At 67.9% G+C, this 17763-nt stretch carries 13 protein-coding genes; 4 read left to right on the top strand and 9 right to left on the bottom strand.

All coding sequences use genetic code 11. From position 1 onward, the window contains the following. From BST28156_RS19920 to BST28156_RS19930, 3 genes are all read left to right on the top strand, one after another. A partial coding sequence (locus tag BST28156_RS19920) for an SDR family oxidoreductase (RefSeq protein ID WP_174903197.1) occupies positions 1 to 648 on the top strand: 648 nt, incomplete at its 5' end. Between the two features lie 103 nt (positions 649 to 751). Next, a complete protein-coding gene (locus tag BST28156_RS19925; protein WP_174903198.1) occupies positions 752 to 2014 on the top strand; it encodes an MFS transporter in 1263 nt (420 codons plus the stop codon). A 25-nt stretch (positions 2015 to 2039) separates the two neighbouring features. After that, positions 2040 to 3332 carry a D-amino acid dehydrogenase gene (locus BST28156_RS19930; RefSeq protein ID WP_174903199.1) on the top strand — a complete coding sequence of 431 codons (1293 nt, stop codon included), beginning with the start codon at positions 2040 to 2042 and terminating at the stop codon, positions 3330 to 3332. On the opposite strand, the gene thpR is transcribed toward BST28156_RS19930, so the two are convergent. From thpR to BST28156_RS19955, 5 genes are all read right to left on the bottom strand, one after another. Continuing rightward, the gene (gene thpR / locus BST28156_RS19935) at positions 3329 to 3901 is read right to left on the bottom strand and encodes an RNA 2',3'-cyclic phosphodiesterase (protein WP_060246261.1); all 573 of its coding nucleotides are present in this window, start codon (positions 3899 to 3901) and stop codon (positions 3329 to 3331) included. The two genes, BST28156_RS19930 and thpR, sit on opposite strands and share 4 nt — an antisense overlap. Next, positions 3898 to 5385, bottom strand: a complete 1488-nt coding sequence (locus tag BST28156_RS19940) for an alanine/glycine:cation symporter family protein (protein WP_174903200.1) — start codon at positions 5383 to 5385, stop codon at positions 3898 to 3900. Before BST28156_RS19940 ends, thpR begins: the two co-directional genes overlap by 4 nt. 328 nt (positions 5386 to 5713) lie before the next feature. After that, positions 5714 to 7180 carry a glutamate synthase subunit beta gene (locus BST28156_RS19945; protein WP_174903201.1) on the bottom strand — a complete coding sequence of 489 codons (1467 nt, stop codon included), beginning with the start codon at positions 7178 to 7180 and terminating at the stop codon, positions 5714 to 5716. Positions 7181 to 7265: 85 nt separating this feature from the next. Then, a complete protein-coding gene (locus tag BST28156_RS19950; RefSeq protein ID WP_060246264.1) occupies positions 7266 to 11969 on the bottom strand; it encodes a glutamate synthase-related protein in 4704 nt (1567 codons plus the stop codon). 289 nt (positions 11970 to 12258) lie between these two features. Further along, complete coding sequence (locus tag BST28156_RS19955; RefSeq protein ID WP_009687683.1) at positions 12259 to 12972, bottom strand: transposase; 714 nt, start codon at positions 12970 to 12972, stop codon at positions 12259 to 12261. A 193-nt stretch (positions 12973 to 13165) separates the two neighbouring features. Between BST28156_RS19955 and BST28156_RS19960 the strand changes: the two genes are divergently transcribed. Further along, positions 13166 to 13897: an OmpW/AlkL family protein gene (locus BST28156_RS19960; protein WP_060246265.1), complete on the top strand. Its 732-nt coding sequence runs from the start codon at positions 13166 to 13168 to the stop codon at positions 13895 to 13897. 174 nt (positions 13898 to 14071) lie between these two features. On the opposite strand, the gene ugpQ is transcribed toward BST28156_RS19960, so the two are convergent. Genes ugpQ through ugpA form a run of 4 tightly spaced genes read right to left on the bottom strand, consistent with a single transcriptional unit; the run spans position 14072 to position 17721 of the window. Continuing rightward, positions 14072 to 14848 carry a glycerophosphodiester phosphodiesterase gene (ugpQ, locus tag BST28156_RS19965; protein ID WP_174903202.1) on the bottom strand — a complete coding sequence of 259 codons (777 nt, stop codon included), beginning with the start codon at positions 14846 to 14848 and terminating at the stop codon, positions 14072 to 14074. A 28-nt stretch (positions 14849 to 14876) separates the two neighbouring features. Further along, a complete protein-coding gene (locus BST28156_RS19970) occupies positions 14877 to 15962 on the bottom strand; it encodes a sn-glycerol-3-phosphate import ATP-binding protein UgpC (protein ID WP_060246267.1) in 1086 nt (361 codons plus the stop codon). Between the two features lie 32 nt (positions 15963 to 15994). Continuing rightward, positions 15995 to 16840, bottom strand: coding sequence for a sn-glycerol-3-phosphate ABC transporter permease UgpE (gene ugpE, locus BST28156_RS19975; protein WP_060246268.1), 846 nt, complete (start codon positions 16838 to 16840; stop codon positions 15995 to 15997). Beyond that, a complete protein-coding gene (gene ugpA, locus BST28156_RS19980) occupies positions 16837 to 17721 on the bottom strand; it encodes a sn-glycerol-3-phosphate ABC transporter permease UgpA (RefSeq protein ID WP_174903203.1) in 885 nt (294 codons plus the stop codon). Before ugpA ends, ugpE begins: the two co-directional genes overlap by 4 nt. Between the last annotated feature and the right edge of the window lie 42 nt (positions 17722 to 17763).

Consider the following 17763-nt stretch of genomic DNA (forward strand, 5'->3'; position numbering starts at 1 on the left):
GACGACGCGTCGCGCACGCGGCTCGCCGGCGTCGCCGAAGCCTGCACGGCGGCCGGCGCCGAATCCCTCGTGCTCGGCGGCGACCTCGCCGAGCCGGGCGTCGCAACGGCGCTCGTCGATGCGGCCGCGACGCGCTTCGGCGGGCTCGATCATCTGGTCGCGAACGCCGGCTTCGCGGCCCGGCAGGCGTTTTCCGAACTCGGCGCCGACGCGCTCGCCGCCGCCTTCGCCGCGATGCCCGGCGCGTTCGCCGCGCTCGCGGGCCGCGCACGGCCGCTGCTCGAAGCGTCGGCCGCGCCGCGCATCGTCGCGGTCAGTTCGTTCGTCGCGCACCGCTACCGCGCCGACGCGCCGTTCGCGGCGACCGCCGCCGCGAAGGCCGCGCTCGAATCGCTGGTGCGCACCGCCGCGGTCGAGTTCGCCGCGCGCGGCATCACCGTCAACGCGGTCGCGCCCGGCTTCACGCGCAAGGACCACGGCCCGAGCGCCGGCAACGCCGCGGCCTGGACGCAGGCCGAACAGGCGACGCCGCTCGGCCGGATCGCCGAACCCGACGACGTCGCCGCGCTGATCGCGTTCCTGCTGTCGGACGCGGCGCGGCAGATCACCGGCCAGGTCGTCCACGTCGACGGCGGCCTGACGCTCTGAGCGCGCGCACCAACCTGCGTCGGACTTTTTGGCGCGCCCGATCCAGCCCGTAGAATGTTCGTCACGCGGCAACACGAGACGAAACGAGACGGAGACGGCACGCATGCAGGAAATCCAGTGGTTTCACGAACTGTCGCCGCGCGAGCGCAGGACGCTGTATGCCGGATTCGGCGGCTATGCGGTCGACGCGTTCGACTTCATGATCTACTCGTTCCTGATCCCGACGCTGATCGCGGCGTGGGGAATGACGAAGGGCGAGGCCGGGATGATCGCGACGAGTTCGCTGATCTCGTCGGCGCTCGGCGGCTGGGCCGCGGGCATCCTCGCCGACCGCTACGGCCGCGTGCGCGTGCTGCAGTGGACGATCGCGACGTTCGCGCTGTTCACCTGCCTGTCGGGCTTCACGCATTCGTTCTGGCAGCTGCTCGCGACGCGCACGCTGCAAGGCTTCGGCTTCGGCGGCGAATGGTCGGTCGTGACGATCATGATGGCCGAGACGATCCGTTCGCCCGAGCATCGCGCGAAGGCGGTCGGCACCGTGCAGAGCAGCTGGTCGTTCGGCTGGGCCGCGGCCGCGATCCTCTACTGGGCCTTCTTCGCGCTGCTGCCGGAACAGGTCGCGTGGCGCGCGTGCTTCTGGATCGGCATCGCGCCCGCGCTGTGGATCCTGTACATCCGCCGCAACGTCAGCGATCCCGACATCTACACGGCCACGCGCCGCGCGCGCGACGCAGACCATGTGTCGGGCCATTTCCTCGAGATCTTCTCGCCGCCGCACCTGCGCGCGACGCTGTTCGGCAGTGCGCTGTGCACGGGCATGCTCGGCGGCTACTACGCGATCACGACCTGGCTGCCCACCTATCTGAAAACCGTCCGCCACCTGTCGGTGTTCAACACCAGCGGCTATCTGGTCGTGCTGATCGTCGGCTCGTTCGTCGGCTACGTGGTCGGCGCGATCCTGTCGGACCGGCTCGGCCGCCGCGCGTCGTTCATCCTGTTCGCGATCGGCTCGTTCTCGCTCGGCATGGCCTATACGATGCTGCCGATCACCGACACCGCGATGCTGATGCTCGGCTTCCCGCTCGGCATCGTCGTGCAGGGCATCTTCGCGGGCGTCGGCGCGTACCTGTCCGAGCTGTATCCGGGCGCGATCCGCGGCTCGGGCCAGGGCTTCTGCTACAACCTCGGCCGCGGGCTCGGGTCGTTCTTCCCGATCCTCGTCGGCACGCTGTCGCAGTCGATGTCGCTCGTGAAGGCGATCGGCCTCGTCGCGGGCGGCGGCTACCTGCTCGTGATCGTCGCCGCGCTCGTGCTGCCGGAAACGCGCGGCAAATCGCTCGCCGACGATCCGGCCGTCGCGCCTTGAGCGCCTCTTTCGTTCCGGAACACGCATGCACGTGATCGTTCTCGGCGCCGGCGTGATCGGCGTCGCCACCGCCTGGCACCTGCGCGAAGCGGGCTGCGACGTGACCGTCGTCGAACGCGAGGCCGACGTCGCGCAGGCGACGAGCCTCGGCAACGCGGGCGTGATCGCGCCCGGCTACGTGACGCCGTGGGCGGCGCCCGGGATGCCCGGCAAGATCCTCAAGTACCTGTTCAAGCCGGCGTCGCCGCTGATCTTCCGGCCCACGCTCGATCGCGCGCAGTGGCGCTGGATCGCGCGCTGGCTGCGCGAATGCGAGTTCGAGCGGTTTCGCGTGAACAAGCAGCGGATGCAGCGCATCGCGTATTACAGCCGCGCGTGCCTGCACGCGTTTCGCGACCGGCATCCGTTCGACTACGGCGCGAGCCGCGGCTATCTGCAGCTGCTGCGCGGCGCCTTCGACGTCGAGATGGCGCAGCCCGCGCTGAAGGTGCTGCGCGATGCCGGGATCGCGTTTCGCGAACTCGACGCGGCCGGCTGCACGGCCATCGAGCCGGGGCTGCGCTGGGCGCGGCAGGCGCCCGTCGGCGGCATCTACCTGCCCGACGACGAGGCCGGCGACTGCGCACGCTTCACGCGCGAACTGCGCGCGCTGTGCGAGGCGAACGGCGTGACGTTCCGCCTGCGCACGGAACTCCGTGCGCTCGACGTCGCGGCCGGCAGGGTGCGCGGCGTGCGGATCGCGGCGCGCGACCTGCCCGACGACGGCCATCGCACGAGCGACGACGCGCCGCTTGCCGCCGATGCAGTCGTGGTCGCGCTCGGCGTCGACAGCGCGCGGCTGCTGCGGCCGTATGGCATCGACGTGCCGCTCTATCCGGTGAAGGGCTACTCGGCGACGCTCGCGGTCGCCGACGACGAAAAGGCGCCGCGCGCCGCGCTGATGGACGAATCGCTGAAGACGGCGATCACGCGCTTCGGCCCGACGCTGCGCGTCGCCGGCACGGCGGAACTCGGCAGCCGGCACGCGGCGCTGCGGCAACAGGCGCTCGACACGCTGATGAAGGTGCTCGACGACTGGTTTCCGCAAGCGGCCGATCGTGCGTCGGCGCGCTTCTGGGTCGGGCGCCGGCCGATGACGCCCGACGGGCCGCCGCTGCTCGGCGCGAGCGGGATCGACGGACTCTGGCTCAACGTCGGCCACGGCTCGACCGGCTGGGCGATGTCGATGGGATCGGGGAAGGTGCTGGCGGATCTCGTCACGGGACGCACGCCGGAAATCGACCTGTCGGGACTGACGCTCGCGCGCTACGGCCGCTAGCCTACCGTGCCGACAGCGCCGTCCGCACTGGCAATCGGCGCCGACACGATCGGCCGGTGCGACACGCCGTCATTCGACAGCCGGCTTTCGAACAGCGTCAGCGCGTCGAAGCGCAGCGCGACCGGCCGGCCGGTCGCGCCGCCGTGCGCGGGCTGCCCGTGCGCGTCGCGCGGCAGCCGCGCAAGCGTCACGTGCGGCCGAAACGGCCGGCGGTCGGCCGCGATGCCGAGCGCATCCAGCGTCGCCGCCAACCCGGCCTGCAGCGCCGCGCACGCCGGCTCCGGCGCCAGTTCCGCGACGATCAGCCGGGCGCGCGGCAGGCTCGGCCACCACGCGATCCGCTCGACCGGCTGCGGCGGCAGCGCATGCGCGGCCGCCAGCTTCGGCAGCCGTGCGGCCAGCGCGTCGCAGCATTCGCGCTCGATCGCGCCGATGAACGCGAGCGTCACATGCAGCTGCGAGGGCAGCGTGCGGCGTGCGCCGCGCGTGACCGGCAACGCGTACAGCGCGTCGCGCGACGCCGCATCGGGCATCAGCGCGACGAACACGCGCAGCCGCTCGCCGTTCACGATTCGCGCACCGCCACGCGCGGCTCGCTCACCGCCTCGGCCGCCGCACGCTGCGGCAGCGGGCCGTGCTCGCCCCATACGTCGGCCGGCAGCACGCGCGCGAGTTCGGGAATCGTGTTGCGCGTGAACACCGGATCGGCGACGCCTTCCGCACGCTGGCGGCGATAGTCGCGCCACGCGGCATGCGCGTACTTGCCGAGCGCGACGATCGCGATCAGGTTGACGATCGCCATCAGACCCATGCTCGTGTCGGCCATCGCCCATACCAGCGGCAGCTGCCCGACGCTGCCGAACATCACCATGCCGAGCACCGCGACGCGGAACAGCGGCAGCACGCCGCGCCGCTTCGTGATGAAGTCGACGTTGCCTTCCGCATACGCGTAGTTGCCGATCACCGACGAGAACGCGAGGAAGAAGATCGCGACGGCCATGTAGATGCCGCCCCAGTCGCCGACGTGGCTCGAAATCGCGCGCTGCGTGAGCGCCGCGCCTTCCATGCCGGTGCCGAGTTCGTACTGGCCCGACAGCAGGATCACGAACGCGGTCGCGCTGCAGATCACGATCGTGTCGACGAACACGCCGAGCATCTGGATCAGCCCCTGCGTGACCGGATGCCGCGTGCTCGCGGTCGCGGCCGCGTTCGGTGCGCTGCCCATACCGGCCTCGTTCGAGAACAGCCCGCGCTTCACGCCGATCGCGATCGCCTGGCTGACCGCATAGCCGGTCACGCCGCCCGCCGCCTGCCCGACGCCGAACGCGCTCTTCACGATCAGCTCGACCACGTCCGGCACCAGCGCGATATGCGTCGCGACCGCGTAGACCGCCAGCGCGAGGTAGCCGATCGCCATCACCGGCACGATCACCTGCGCGACCGACGCGATGCGGCGGATCCCGCCGAAGATGATCGGCGCGGTCAGCAGCACGAGGCCGATGCCGACCGTCTCGCGGCGCCAGCCGAACGACGTGTTGAACGCGTCGGCGATCGCATTGGCCTGCACCGCGTTGAACACGAAGCCGAACGCGAGGATCAGCGACAGCGAGAACAGCACGCCGAAGCCGCGCGAGCGCAGGCCCGTCTGGATGTAGTACGCGGGGCCGCCGCGATATGAGCCGTCCCGATGCGACACCTTGAAGATCTGCGCGAGCGTCGCCTCGACGAACGCGGACGACATCCCGACCAGCGCCGTCATCCACATCCAGAAGATCGCGCCCGGGCCGCCGACCGTCAGCGCGACCGCGACGCCCGCGATGTTGCCGGTGCCGACGCGGCTCGCCAGCCCCGTCGCGAATGCCTGGAACGACGAGATGCTGCCCGGCTCGCCCTTGCTGCCGACCAGCTTCATGCTGAGCAGCAGCGCCTTCAGCTGGATCATCCGGAACCGCAGCGTGAACCACGCGCCCACGCCGAGCAGCAGCGCGATCAGCACGTAGTTCCACAACACGCCGTTGACGGCGTCGATCAGCCCATGCACGAGTGCTTCCATCCAGTGTCCTTACAAATAGGGTCAGTAACATGCGACGGCCGCGCGAGCGGCCCGAGGGGCGACATGATATGACAGTTTGCGAGGATCATTACAAAACGAAAGAATTCGGGATCGCGAAAAATAGCGGTCGAATGTAGTCAGGTTAGGCGACGCTTCGCGAAAATGCGGCGCCCCGTGCGTCGGGACACGACACGGGCGGCGGCGCGGCGTGCTTGCCGGCACCCAGGAAACGTGGAACAGAAACCGCATGCACGCAGGCGCGCGCAGCCGAAAAAAAGCCGGGCGCCCTCTCGGACGCCCGGCTTTCCTCGAAACCCGCTCGCGATGCTCAGCGCGGCAGTTCCGAATGCCCCATCAGGTACGCATCGACCGAACGCGCGCACTGGCGGCCTTCGCGGATCGCCCACACGACCAGCGACTGGCCGCGGCGCATGTCGCCGGCCGCGAACACCTTGTCGACCGACGTGTAGTACGCGCGATCGCCTTCGGTCGCCGCGCGCGCGTTGCCGCGCGCATCCTTCGCGACGCCGAACGCGTCGAGCACCGGCGCGGCCGGCTGCGTGAAACCCATCGCGAGCAGCACGAGATCGGCCTTCATCTCGAATTCCGAGCCCGGCACTTCCTGCATCTTGCCGTCCTTCCACTCGACGCGCACCGCGATCAGCTTCTCGACCTTGCCGTTCTTGCCTTCGAAGCGCTTGGTCGCGACCGCCCAGTCGCGCTCGCAGCCTTCCTCGTGCGACGACGACGTGCGCAGCTTGATCGGCCAGTACGGCCATACGAGCGGCTTGTTTTCCTCTTCCGGCGGCTGCGGCAGCAGCTCGAACTGCGTGACGGCCTTCGCGCCGTGACGGTTCGACGTGCCGACGCAGTCCGAACCCGTATCGCCGCCGCCGATCACGACGACGTGCTTGCCCTTCGCGAGCAGCTGGTCGACGAGCTTGTCGCCCGCGTTCACGCGGTTCTGCTGCGGCAGGAAGTCCATCGCGAAATGGATGCCGGCGAGCTCGCGGCCCGGCACCGGCAGGTCGCGCGGCGTTTCCGAACCGCCGGCGATCACGACCGCGTCGAATTCCTCCTTCAGCGTGTCCGGCGAAATGGTTTCCTTCGCGAGGCTGCCGATCGACTCGGGCAGCGGATCCTTGCCGATGAACACGCTGGTGCGGAACGTCACGCCTTCCGCTTCCATCTGGCGCATGCGGCGGTCGATCAGCCACTTCTCGAGCTTGAAGTCGGGAATCCCGTAGCGCAGCAGGCCGCCGACGCGATCGTTCTTCTCGAACACCGTCACGTCGTGACCGGCACGCGCGAGCTGCTGCGCGGCGGCGAGGCCCGCGGGGCCCGAACCGACGACGGCGACCTTCTTGCCCGTCTTGTGCTCGGCCGGCAGCGGCTTCACCCAGCCTTCCGCCCAGGCCTTGTCGATGATCGCGTGCTCGATCGACTTGATGCCGACCGGATCGTCGTTGATCCCGAGCGTGCAGGCGGCCTCGCACGGCGCCGGGCAGATGCGGCCCGTGAACTCGGGGAAATTGTTGGTCGAGTGCAGGACTTCGATCGCCTGCTGCCAGTCCTGGCGGTAAACGAGATCGTTGAAGTCCGGGATGATGTTGTTGACCGGACAGCCGTTGTTGCAGAACGGGATGCCGCAGTCCATGCAGCGCGCGCCCTGGATCTTCGCGTCCGCGTCGGTCAGCGCCGCGACGAATTCCTTGTAGTGCTTCACGCGCGTGAGCGGTGCTTCGTACGCCTCGTGGCGGCGTTCGAACTCCAGAAAACCGGTTGCCTTGCCCATAAGGTGCTCTTCTGTTCGGTGTATCGGGTGGGGGAGCCGCGCGCGGCGTTCATGCGCGCGCGGCCTTCGCTATGTCGTTCGTCGCTCAGGCGGCCAGCACTTCCTTCGCCGCCTTCTTCGCACCGATCTCGCCCAGCGCGCGCTTGTATTCGTGCGGGAACACCTTCACGAACTGGCGGCGCGCGGCGTCCCAGTTTTCCAGCAGCGACTTCGCGCGCGGCGAACCCGTGAACTGGAAATGACGCTCGACGAGCCCCTTGAGCAGCGCTTCGTCCGTCGTGCCCGCATGCCAGAGCGCGCGATCGACCGTGCGCTCCTGCTCGGCCTGCTGCAGCACCGGGTCGAGCGCGACCATCGCCTTGTTGCACTTCGCCGCGAACGTGCCTTCCGGATCGTAGATGTACGCGACGCCGCCCGACATGCCGGCCGCGAAGTTGCGGCCCGTCTCGCCGAGCACGACCACCGTGCCGCCCGTCATGTACTCGCAGCCGTGGTCGCCGGTGCCTTCGACGACCGCCGTCGCGCCCGAGTTGCGCACGCAGAAGCGCTCGCCCGCGACGCCGCGGAAGAAGGCTTCGCCTTCGAGCGCGCCGTACATCACCGTGTTGCCGCAGATGATGTTTTCCTCGGACTTGCCGCGGAAGTCGTTGGTCGGACGGATGATGATCCGGCCGCCCGACAGGCCCTTGCCGACGTAGTCGTTGCCGTCGCCGACGAGGTCGAGCGTGACGCCCTTCGCGAGGAACGCGCCGAAGCTCTGGCCGGCCGTGCCCTTCAGCTGGATGTGCACCGCGTCGTCGGCCAGGCCTTCGTGGCCGTGCTTCTTCGCGATCACGCCCGACAGCATCGCGCCGACCGTGCGGTTCACGTTGCGCACCGGCTGGATGAACGACACATGCTCGCCGTTCTCGATCGCCGCCTTCGCCTTCTCGATCAGCACGTGGTCGAGCGCGCGCTCGAGGCCGTGATCCTGCACGTCGACGTGACGGGTGCCGACGCCCTCGCAGCCTTCCGGCTGGTAGAACACGCGCGAGAAGTCCAGGCCCTTCGCCTTCCAGTGCTCGATGCCCTTGCGCGTATCGAGCAGGTCCGCACGGCCGATCAGGTCGTCGAACTTCGCGATGCCGAGTTGCGCCATGATCTCGCGCACTTCCTCGGCGACGAAGAAGAAGTAGTTCACGACGTGCTCGGGCTGGCCCTTGAACTTCGCACGCAGCACCGGATCCTGCGTCGCGACGCCGACCGGGCACGTGTTCAGGTGGCACTTGCGCATCATGATGCAGCCTTCGACGACGAGCGGCGCCGTCGCGAAGCCGAATTCGTCCGCGCCGAGCAGCGCGCCGATCACGACGTCGCGGCCCGTCTTCATCTGGCCGTCGGCCTGCACGCGGATGCGATCGCGCAGGCGGTTCAGCACCAGCGTCTGCTGCGTTTCGGCCAGGCCGAGCTCCCACGGCGTGCCCGCGTGCTTGACCGACGACAGCGGCGATGCGCCGGTGCCGCCGTCATGGCCGGCGATCACGACGTGATCGGCCTTCGCCTTCGCGACGCCCGCGGCGACCGTGCCGACGCCGACTTCCGACACCAGCTTCACCGAGATGCTCGCGGCCGGGTTCACGTTCTTCAGGTCGTGGATCAGTTGCGCCAGATCCTCGATCGAGTAGATGTCGTGGTGCGGCGGCGGCGAGATCAGGCCGACGCCCGGCACCGAGTAGCGCAGCTTGCCGATGTATTCCGACACCTTGTGGCCCGGCAGCTGGCCGCCTTCGCCCGGCTTCGCGCCCTGCGCCATCTTGATCTGGATCTGGTCGGCCGATGCGAGGTATTCCGCCGTGACGCCGAAGCGGCCCGACGCGACCTGCTTGATCTTCGAGCGCAGCGAGTCGCCTTCCTTCAGCGGGATGTCGCTGACGACTTCGTCGCCGATCACCGACTTCAGCGTCTCGCCGGCCTTGATCGGAATGCCGCGCAGCTCGTTGCGGTAACGGTTCTCGTCCTCGCCGCCTTCGCCGGTGTTCGACTTGCCGCCGATCCGGTTCATCGCGATCGCGAGCGTCGCGTGCGCTTCGGTACTGATCGAGCCGAGCGACATCGCGCCGGTGGCGAAGCGCTTGACGATTTCCTTCGCCGGCTCGACGTCGTCGATCGGGATCGCCCTGGTCGGCTCGACCTTGAACTCGAACAGGCCGCGGAACGTCATGTGACGCTTGGTCTGGTCGTTGATCAGGTGCGCGTATTCCTTGTACGTCTGGTACGAGTTGCTGCGCGTCGCGTGCTGCAGCTTCGCGATCGAATCGGGCGTCCACATGTGGTCTTCGCCGCGCACGCGGTATGCGTACTCGCCGCCCGCGTCGAGCATGTCGCGCAGGACCGGGTTGTCGCCGAACGCGTCGCGGTGCAGGCGGATCGCTTCTTCCGCGACTTCGAACAGGCCGATGCCGCCGACCTTCGACGCGGTGCCCTTGAAGTACTTCTCGACGAGGTCGGTCGACAGGCCGAGCGCTTCGAAGATCTGCGCGCCGGTGTACGACATGTACGTCGAGATGCCCATCTTCGACATCACCTTCTGCAGGCCCTTGCCGACCGCCTTCGTGAAGTTGTAGATCGCCTTTTCCGGCGACAGGTCGCCCGACAGCCCTTCGGCCATCTTCGCGAGCGTTTCCATCGCGAGGTACGGGTGCACGGCTTCCGCGCCGTAGCCCGCGAGCAGCGCGAAGTGGTGCGTTTCACGCGCGGAGCCGGTCTCGACGACGAGGCCCGTGCTGGTGCGCAGGCCCTGCTGGACGAGATGCGTGTGGATCGCCGAGGTGGCGAGCAGCGCCGGGATCGCGACGTGATCGGCGTCGGTCTTGCGGTCCGACACGATCAGGATGTTGTAGCCCGACTTCACCGCGTCGACGGCTTCCGCGCACAGCGACGCGAGGCGCGCCTCGATGCCTTCCTTGCCCCAGGCGACCGGGTAGCAGATGTTCAGCTCGTACGCGCTGAACTTGCCGCCCGTGTACTGGTCGATCGCGCGGATCTTCGCGATGTCCTTGAAGTCGAGCACCGGCTGCGACACTTCGAGACGCATCGGCGGGTTGATGTTGTTGGTGTCGAGCAGGTTCGGCTTCGGGCCGATGAACGACACGAGCGACATCACCATGTTCTCGCGGATCGGGTCGATCGGCGGGTTCGTGACCTGCGCGAACAGCTGCTTGAAGTAGTGATAGAGCGTCTTGTTCTTGTTCGACATCACCGCGAGCGGCGAGTCGTTGCCCATCGAGCCGACCGCTTCCTCGCCCTGCTGCGCCATCGGCGCCATCAGGAACTTCAGGTCTTCCTGCGTATAGCCGAACGCCTGCTGGCGGTCGAGCAGCGCCGCGCCCTGCGTGCGGCCGGCCGCGACTTCCTCGGCCTTCGGCTCGATTTCGTCGAGCTTGATGCGCACCGCGTCGATCCAGCTCTTATACGGCTTCGCGTTCGCGAGGTTGTCCTTGAGCTCCTTGTCGTCGATGATGCGGCCGTGTTCCATGTCGATCAGGAACATCTTGCCCGGCTGCAGACGCCACTTCTTGACGATCTTCGATTCCGGGATCGGCAGCGTGCCGGCTTCCGACGCCATGATCACGAGGTCGTCGTCGGTGACGATGTAGCGCGCCGGACGCAGGCCGTTGCGGTCGAGCGTCGCGCCGATCTGGCGGCCGTCGGTGAACGCGATCGCGGCCGGGCCGTCCCACGGCTCCATCATCGCGGCGTGGTATTCGTAGAACGCGCGGCGGTTCTCGTCCATCAGCGTGTGCTGTTCCCACGCTTCCGGGATCATCATCATCACCGCGTGCACGAGCGGATAGCCGGCCATCACCAGCAGCTCGAGACAGTTGTCGAACGAGGCGGTATCCGACTGGCCCGGATAGATCAGCGGCCAGAGCTTCGGCAGGTCGTCGCCGAGCACGTGCGACGCGATCGCGCCGGTGCGCGCGTTCAGCCAGTTCACGTTGCCCTTCACGGTGTTGATCTCGCCGTTGTGCGCGATCATCCGGTACGGGTGGGCGAGTTCCCACGCCGGGAACGTGTTGGTCGAGAAGCGCTGGTGCACGAGCGCGAGCGCCGACACGACGCGCGCGTCCTGCAGGTCGCGGTAGTACACGCCGACCTGGCCGGCCAGCAGCAGCCCCTTGTAGACGACCGTGCGCGCCGACATCGACGGCACGAAGTATTCCTTGCCGTGCTTGAGCTTCAGCGCCTGGATGCGGTGGCTCGCGGTCTTGCGGATCACGTACAGCTTCCGCTCGAGCGCGTCGGTCACCATGATGTCCTTGCCGCGGCCGATGAAGATCTGGCGGATCAGCGGCTCGCTGGCCTTGACCGTCGGCGAGATCGGCATCGCGTGGTCGACCGGCACGTCGCGCCAGCCGAGCACGACCTGGCCCTCTGCGCGCACGGTCCGCTCGAGCTCCTGCTCGCACGCGAGACGCGACGCGTTTTCCTTCGGCAGGAAGATCATCCCCACGCCGTATTCGCCGGCGGGCGGCAGCGTCACGCCCTGCTTCGACATTTCCTCGCGATAGAACGCGTCCGGGATCTGGATCAGGATGCCCGCGCCGTCGCCCATCAGCGGATCGGCGCCGACCGCGCCGCGGTGGTCGAGGTTCTCGAGGATCTTCAGACCCTGCTCGATGATCTCGTGGCTCTTCTTGCCCTTGATGTGGGCGACGAAACCGACGCCGCAGGCATCGTGTTCGTTCTGCGGGTCGTACAGACCTTGCGCGGCGGGGACCGCGGCGAGCGGCTGCTGGTGGTCGTTCATGGGGACACCGTCGTAAAGGGGCCTCGAGGGCCGTTGAACCGTTTTCTTGTTGCCGCCGATCCCGCTCCCGGCGGGAGACGGCGCGGCCGACAGTGGTTGGGCAAGCTGCGCCCGGGCCACCGGAATTCGGAATATACGCGACGAATCAAAGGAATAGCAACAAAAACCGCTTGATCGAACCCCAATTAAAACGATGCGTCGTTCTGGTGTCATTTTATTGGGGCCGCATCGTTTTGGTGCAAAAAGAAGCGGCGCCCGCAGCGCCGCCTCCTGGACCGCCTGTCCCGCGTTACTGCTGGACCGGCGGCGTGTTCTCGCGCACCTTTCTGGGGCGCCCGCGCGGCAGCGGCGATACGCGCCGGTTCGCGGTGCGCGCCGCCCACTCGCGATAGTTTTCGCCGCCGAGCACCCAGCCCTTCAGCGTCGCCTGCTGCAGCTGGTCGGCCTGCCGCTCGTCGAGCGGCTGCTCGCACAGCTCCTTGTACGCGCGCTGACGCTCGAACGGCGTATTGCCGAGCGCCCAGTAGAGCGGATGGTCGGTGATCAGGCTGTCGACGGTGAGGCCGATGTGGTGCCGATAGCTCGACCAGCGATACGCGTCGGGCGTCGCGACGAGTTGCGCGCGCACCGGGCTCAGCTCGACCACGCGGCTCGCGAGCAGGAAATAGCGCTCGCCCTCGATCACGGTCGCCCGATAGCGGCCTTCCCACAGGGTGCCGCGCCGCGAATAGCGGCGGTTGAAATGCGCGACGTAGCGGCGACCGACCGCCTGCATCGCCTTCGGCAGGCTCGCCTCGTCGCTCGGCGTGACGAGCAGCTGCACCTGACGCGGCAGCAGCACGTAAGCGTGCACCGAAAGATGGTGATCGCGCGCGGCGGCCTTCAGGCAGTCGATGAAGAGTTCGTAGTCCTGGTCGTCAACGAACGCGGGTTGCTGATCCAGGCCGCGCAGTATCACGTGCTGCGGCTGGTCGGGAACGTAGAGTCGTGCTAACCGTGCCATGCTGAATGTCCGTTTGAACGCGTTAGGAAATACCCGGGGGTCCGAAAGTGCGCACCTGCGTAGAATGCCCGTCCTGGCAGGGCGCGGAAGCGTACGGTCGTACTAATCCTAGGGTGAAAACTCTAACTTCCGAGCTTGTTTGGTTTTAAACGCAGTCGTCATAATGAGCACGCCTTAGATCGGAGGAGACACAATGAAACGAAAACTGGCCATTACGGGGGCCGCAGCGCTCGCATTTGCATTCGCGGGCGGTACGGCACACGCACAATCCGCAGGTGATTTCTACGTCAGCACCGGCTGGCTGCACCTTTCGCCGCAGGACAGCAGCGACCCGCTGTTCGTGTACGGCGTCGGCGGCACGCCCATCAACCAGTCGGTTCCCAACACGGGTGCAGGCATCAGCGACGCCGACACGCTCGGACTGGCGACCGGTTACTTCGTGACCGACCACATCGCCACCGAGTTCATCGCTGGCATTCCGCCGAAGTTCGACATCACCGGCAAGGGCCAGTTCTCGAATTTCGGCACGCTCGGCCGCGCCTACCAGTGGAGCCCCGCTCTCCTCCTCAAGTACTACTTCAACGACGCCAACGCGAAGTTCCGGCCGTATCTAGGCGTCGGTGCGACGTATGTGTGGTTCACCGGCGCAAAGATCACGAACAGCGCGTTCGAGAACGGCGTGCTCGGCGGCCCGACCAGCGCGACGACCAGCAACCAGTGGGCGCCCGTGTTCAACGCCGGCTTCACGTACAACTTCACGAAGCACTGGTTCGCCGGCTTTTCGTTCTCGTACGTCCCGGTCAGCGTGACCGCGACCTTCACCACGGCCCGTCGCACGCCGGTCGGCACCCTGACCGAGACGTCGAAGGCGCACATCTCGCTGAATCCGATCGTGACGTACCTGAACGTCGGCTACCGTTTCTAAGCGTAGTCGAATATTTGGGGAATGGTTAATCCTGCTGCAATTTGTAGCGGATTTTTCCGGCCGTAACGTCTCCACGATGCAAAACGCCCCGGCGGGCATCCCGCCGGGGCGTCGTTTTTTCGCGTCAGGCTCGCTCCGGCTTCGGGTTGGACCCGATGCGGGCAGCCGCTTGCGCTACGCGCGCGCCGGGTCGATATCGTCCAACGCGCCGGGGCCGATCAGGTCGATCCGGTCCGTGCAGACCGCGTCGACACCCCAGCGCACGAGTTCGCGCGCGCGGGCGAGCTCATTGACCGTGTAGACGAGGATGCGCAGCCCGGCCGCCTTGATCGCGCGCACCAGCGGTTCGTCGAGCCGACTGTGGTCCGCATGCAACGAAACGCAGCCGAGCGCGCCGACGACCTGCGCGTGCCAGTCGTCCGGCACGGCCTCGTAGAGCATCCCGCGCGGCAATCCAGGCGCCATCGCGCGCGCCTGCTGCAGCGCGTCGAACGAGAACGACGACAGCAGCGGAGGCACCGCGGCGTCCCGCCAGTACGCCGCCGCGTCGGCCGCCACGCGCCGGCCGGTGTCGCGCTCGCGGCCCGGGCACGGCTTGATCTCGACGTTCGCCGCGAGGCCGTGCGCGATGCAGCGCGCCGCGGCCGCGTCGAGCGTCGGCATCCGCTCGCCCGCGAAGCGCGCATCGAACCACGCGCCCGCGTCGAGCGTCGCCAGCGTCGCATAACGCATGCCCGCCGCCGGGCCGTGACCGTTCGACGTCCGGTCCACCGTGTCGTCGTGCAGCAGGAACGTCACGTCGTCGGCCGACAGCTTCGCGTCGAACTCGACCATCCGGTGGCCGCGCCGCGCGCCCTCGTCGAGCGCCGCGAGCGTGTTCTCGGGCGCAAGCGCGCCGCCGCCGCGGTGGGCGACGATGCGCGGATACGGCCAGTCGAAGCGGGAAATCATCGTCAGCCTCTCGGGAAGTGAAGCGGGTTCAGCCGGCGCGCCTGCCGGTCTCGGGATCGAAGAAATGCAGCCGGTGCGCGGGCAGCGACGCGGCCAGCGCGGTGCCGCGCGCGGGACGGTCCGCATGCGGCAGGCGCACCGCGACGTCATGACTGCCCCAGCGGCCGTGCGCGAGGTTGTCCGCGCCCAGCAGCTCGCAGGAGTCGACCGGCAGCGTCGCCTGCGCGACGCCCGGCTGCGGCGTCATGTGTTCGGGACGCACGCCGAGCACCCAGTCGCGCCCGGTGGCGATCTCCGCGCCGATCCCGGGCGCGCCCGCGACCGGCAGCGCCGGGCCGCCGCCCGCGACCGTAAACGTCGCACCGTCGTCCGACAGCCGGCCCTGCATCAGGTTCATCGCCGGCGAACCGATGAAGCCCGCGACGAACACCGTTGCCGGCTTCTCGTACACGTCGACCGGCGCGCCGATCTGCTCCGCGTAGCCGCGGTTCATCACGATCACGCGCTGCGCGAGCGTCATCGCCTCGATCTGGTCGTGCGTCACGTAGACGCTCGTGGTCGCGAGGCGCGCATGCAGCCGCTGGATCTCGAGGCGCATCTGCACGCGCAGTTTCGCATCGAGGTTCGACAGCGGCTCGTCGAACAGGAACACCGACGGCTCGCGCACGATCGCGCGGCCCATCGCGACGCGCTGCCGCTGCCCGCCCGACAGCTCGCGCGGCCGCCGCGCGAGCAGCGCCTCGAGCTCAAGGATCTTCGCGGCCGCGGCCACCCGCGCGTCGATCGTCGCGCGCTCGACGCCGCGGATCTTCAGCCCGTAGCCCATGTTCTGCGCGACCGTCATGTGCGGGTACAGCGCATAGTTCTGGAACACCATCGCGATGTCGCGATCCTTCGGCTCCAGCGCGTTGACGACGCGATCGCCGATCGCGATCTCGCCGTCGGTCACGGTCTCGAGCCCCGCGATCATCCGCAGCAGCGTCGACTTGCCGCAGCCCGACGGGCCGACCAGCACGATAAATTCGCCGTCGGCGATCTCCACGTCGATGCCGTGCAGCACATGCTGCTTGCCGTCGTAGGATTTCCTGACGCCCTTCAAGCTCAGCGCAGCCATACCTGGTCCTTCTCCCGGTTGCCGTTCGTCGGTTACTTCTCGGAATCGACGAGGCCGCGCACGAACCAGCGCTGCATCGCCAGCACGACGACGAGCGGCGGAAGCATCGCCAGCAGCGTCGCCGTCATCACGTATTGCCATTCGGTCGCCGCGTCGCCGCTCGCGATCATCGTCTTGATGCCGACGACCGCCGTCGACAGCGACGCCTCGGTCGTGATCAGGATCGGCCACAGATACTGGTTCCAGCCGTAGATGAAGGTGATCACGAACAGCGCCGCGATGCTCGTCTTCGACAGCGGCAGCACGACGTCGCGGAAAAAGCGCAGCGGCCCCGCGCCGTCGATGCGCGCGGCGTCCATCAGCTCGTCGGGCAGCGTCATGAAGAACTGGCGGAACAGGAAGGTCGCGGTCGCCGATGCGATCAGCGGCAGCGTGAGGCCCGCATAGCTGTTCGTCAGATGCAGCGTCGACACGACCTGCACGGTCGGAAAGATCCGCACTTCCACCGGCAGCATCAGCGTGACGAAGATCAGCCAGAACGCCGTGTTGCGGAACGGGAAGCGGAAATAGACGATCGCGTACGCGGACAGGATCGACACCGCGATCTTGCCGACCGCGATGCCGAGCGCCATCACGAAGCTGTTGACGAGCAGCCGCCCGAACGGCGCCGCCGTGCCGCCGCTGCCGTGCCGCCAGATGTACGCGACGTTGTCGGCCAGATGCGTGCTCGGCACCAGCGACAGCGGCACCGTGAACACTTCCTGCGCATTCATCGTCGCCGCGCAGAACGCGACGTAGACCGGAAACACGATCAGCACGATGCCCGCGATCAGCACCGCGTGGCAGAACAGGTCGAAGCCCTTGCGATTCTCGATCATGCGTATTGCACCCTGCGTTCGACGAAGCGGAACTGGATCACCGTGAGCCCGACGACGATCACCATCAGCACGACCGACTGCGCGCCCGAGCTGCCGATGTCGAGCCCCTGGAAGCCTTCCGCGAAGATCTTGTAGATCAGCGTCCTGGTGCTCTGCGCGGGGCCGCCCGCCGTCGCCGCGTCGATCACCGGGAAGGTGTCGAAGAACGCGTAGACGAGGTTCACGACCAGCAGGAAGAAGCTCGTCGGCGACAGTAGCGGCAGCGCGATATTGAAGAAGCGCCGCACCGGGCCCGCGCCGTCGATCGCGGCCGCCTCGAGCAGCGAGCGCGGAATCGCCTGCAGGCCCGCATAGAAGAACAGGAAGTTGTAGCTGACCTGCTTCCACACCGACGCGAGCACGACCAGGAACATCGCCTGCCCGCCGTTGAGCGCGTGGTTCCACACGATGCCCTGCTTCGCGAGCGCGTAGGTGACGAGCCCGATGCTCGGGTTGAACAGGAACGCCCACAGCACGGCCGCGATCGTCGGCGCGACCGCGTACGGCCAGATCAGCAGCGTGCGGTAGATGCGCGCCCCGCGGATCACGCGATCCGCGCATGCGGCGAGCAGCAGCGACACGACGAGCCCGCTCACCGTGACGAGCGCGCTGAACACGAGCGTCGTGCGGAACGAGTCGAGGTACAGCGGATCCGCGAACAGGTGCGTGAAGTTCGCGAAGCCGACGAACTCGCTCGACGTGCCGAACGCGTCCTGCATCTGCGTCGACTGCCACAGCGCAACGCCGGCCGGCCACAGGAAGAACACGGCGGTGATCGCGAGCTGCGGCGCGATCAGCAGATACGGCAACAGGCTCGTGCCGAAACGGGAACGGGATTGCATCGCGGGAATCCGGTCAGGCGAAAACGGAACGGGCGCCGCGCC

The organism is Burkholderia pseudomultivorans, assembly GCF_902499075.1.
Lineage (GTDB): Bacteria > Pseudomonadota > Gammaproteobacteria > Burkholderiales > Burkholderiaceae > Burkholderia > Burkholderia pseudomultivorans.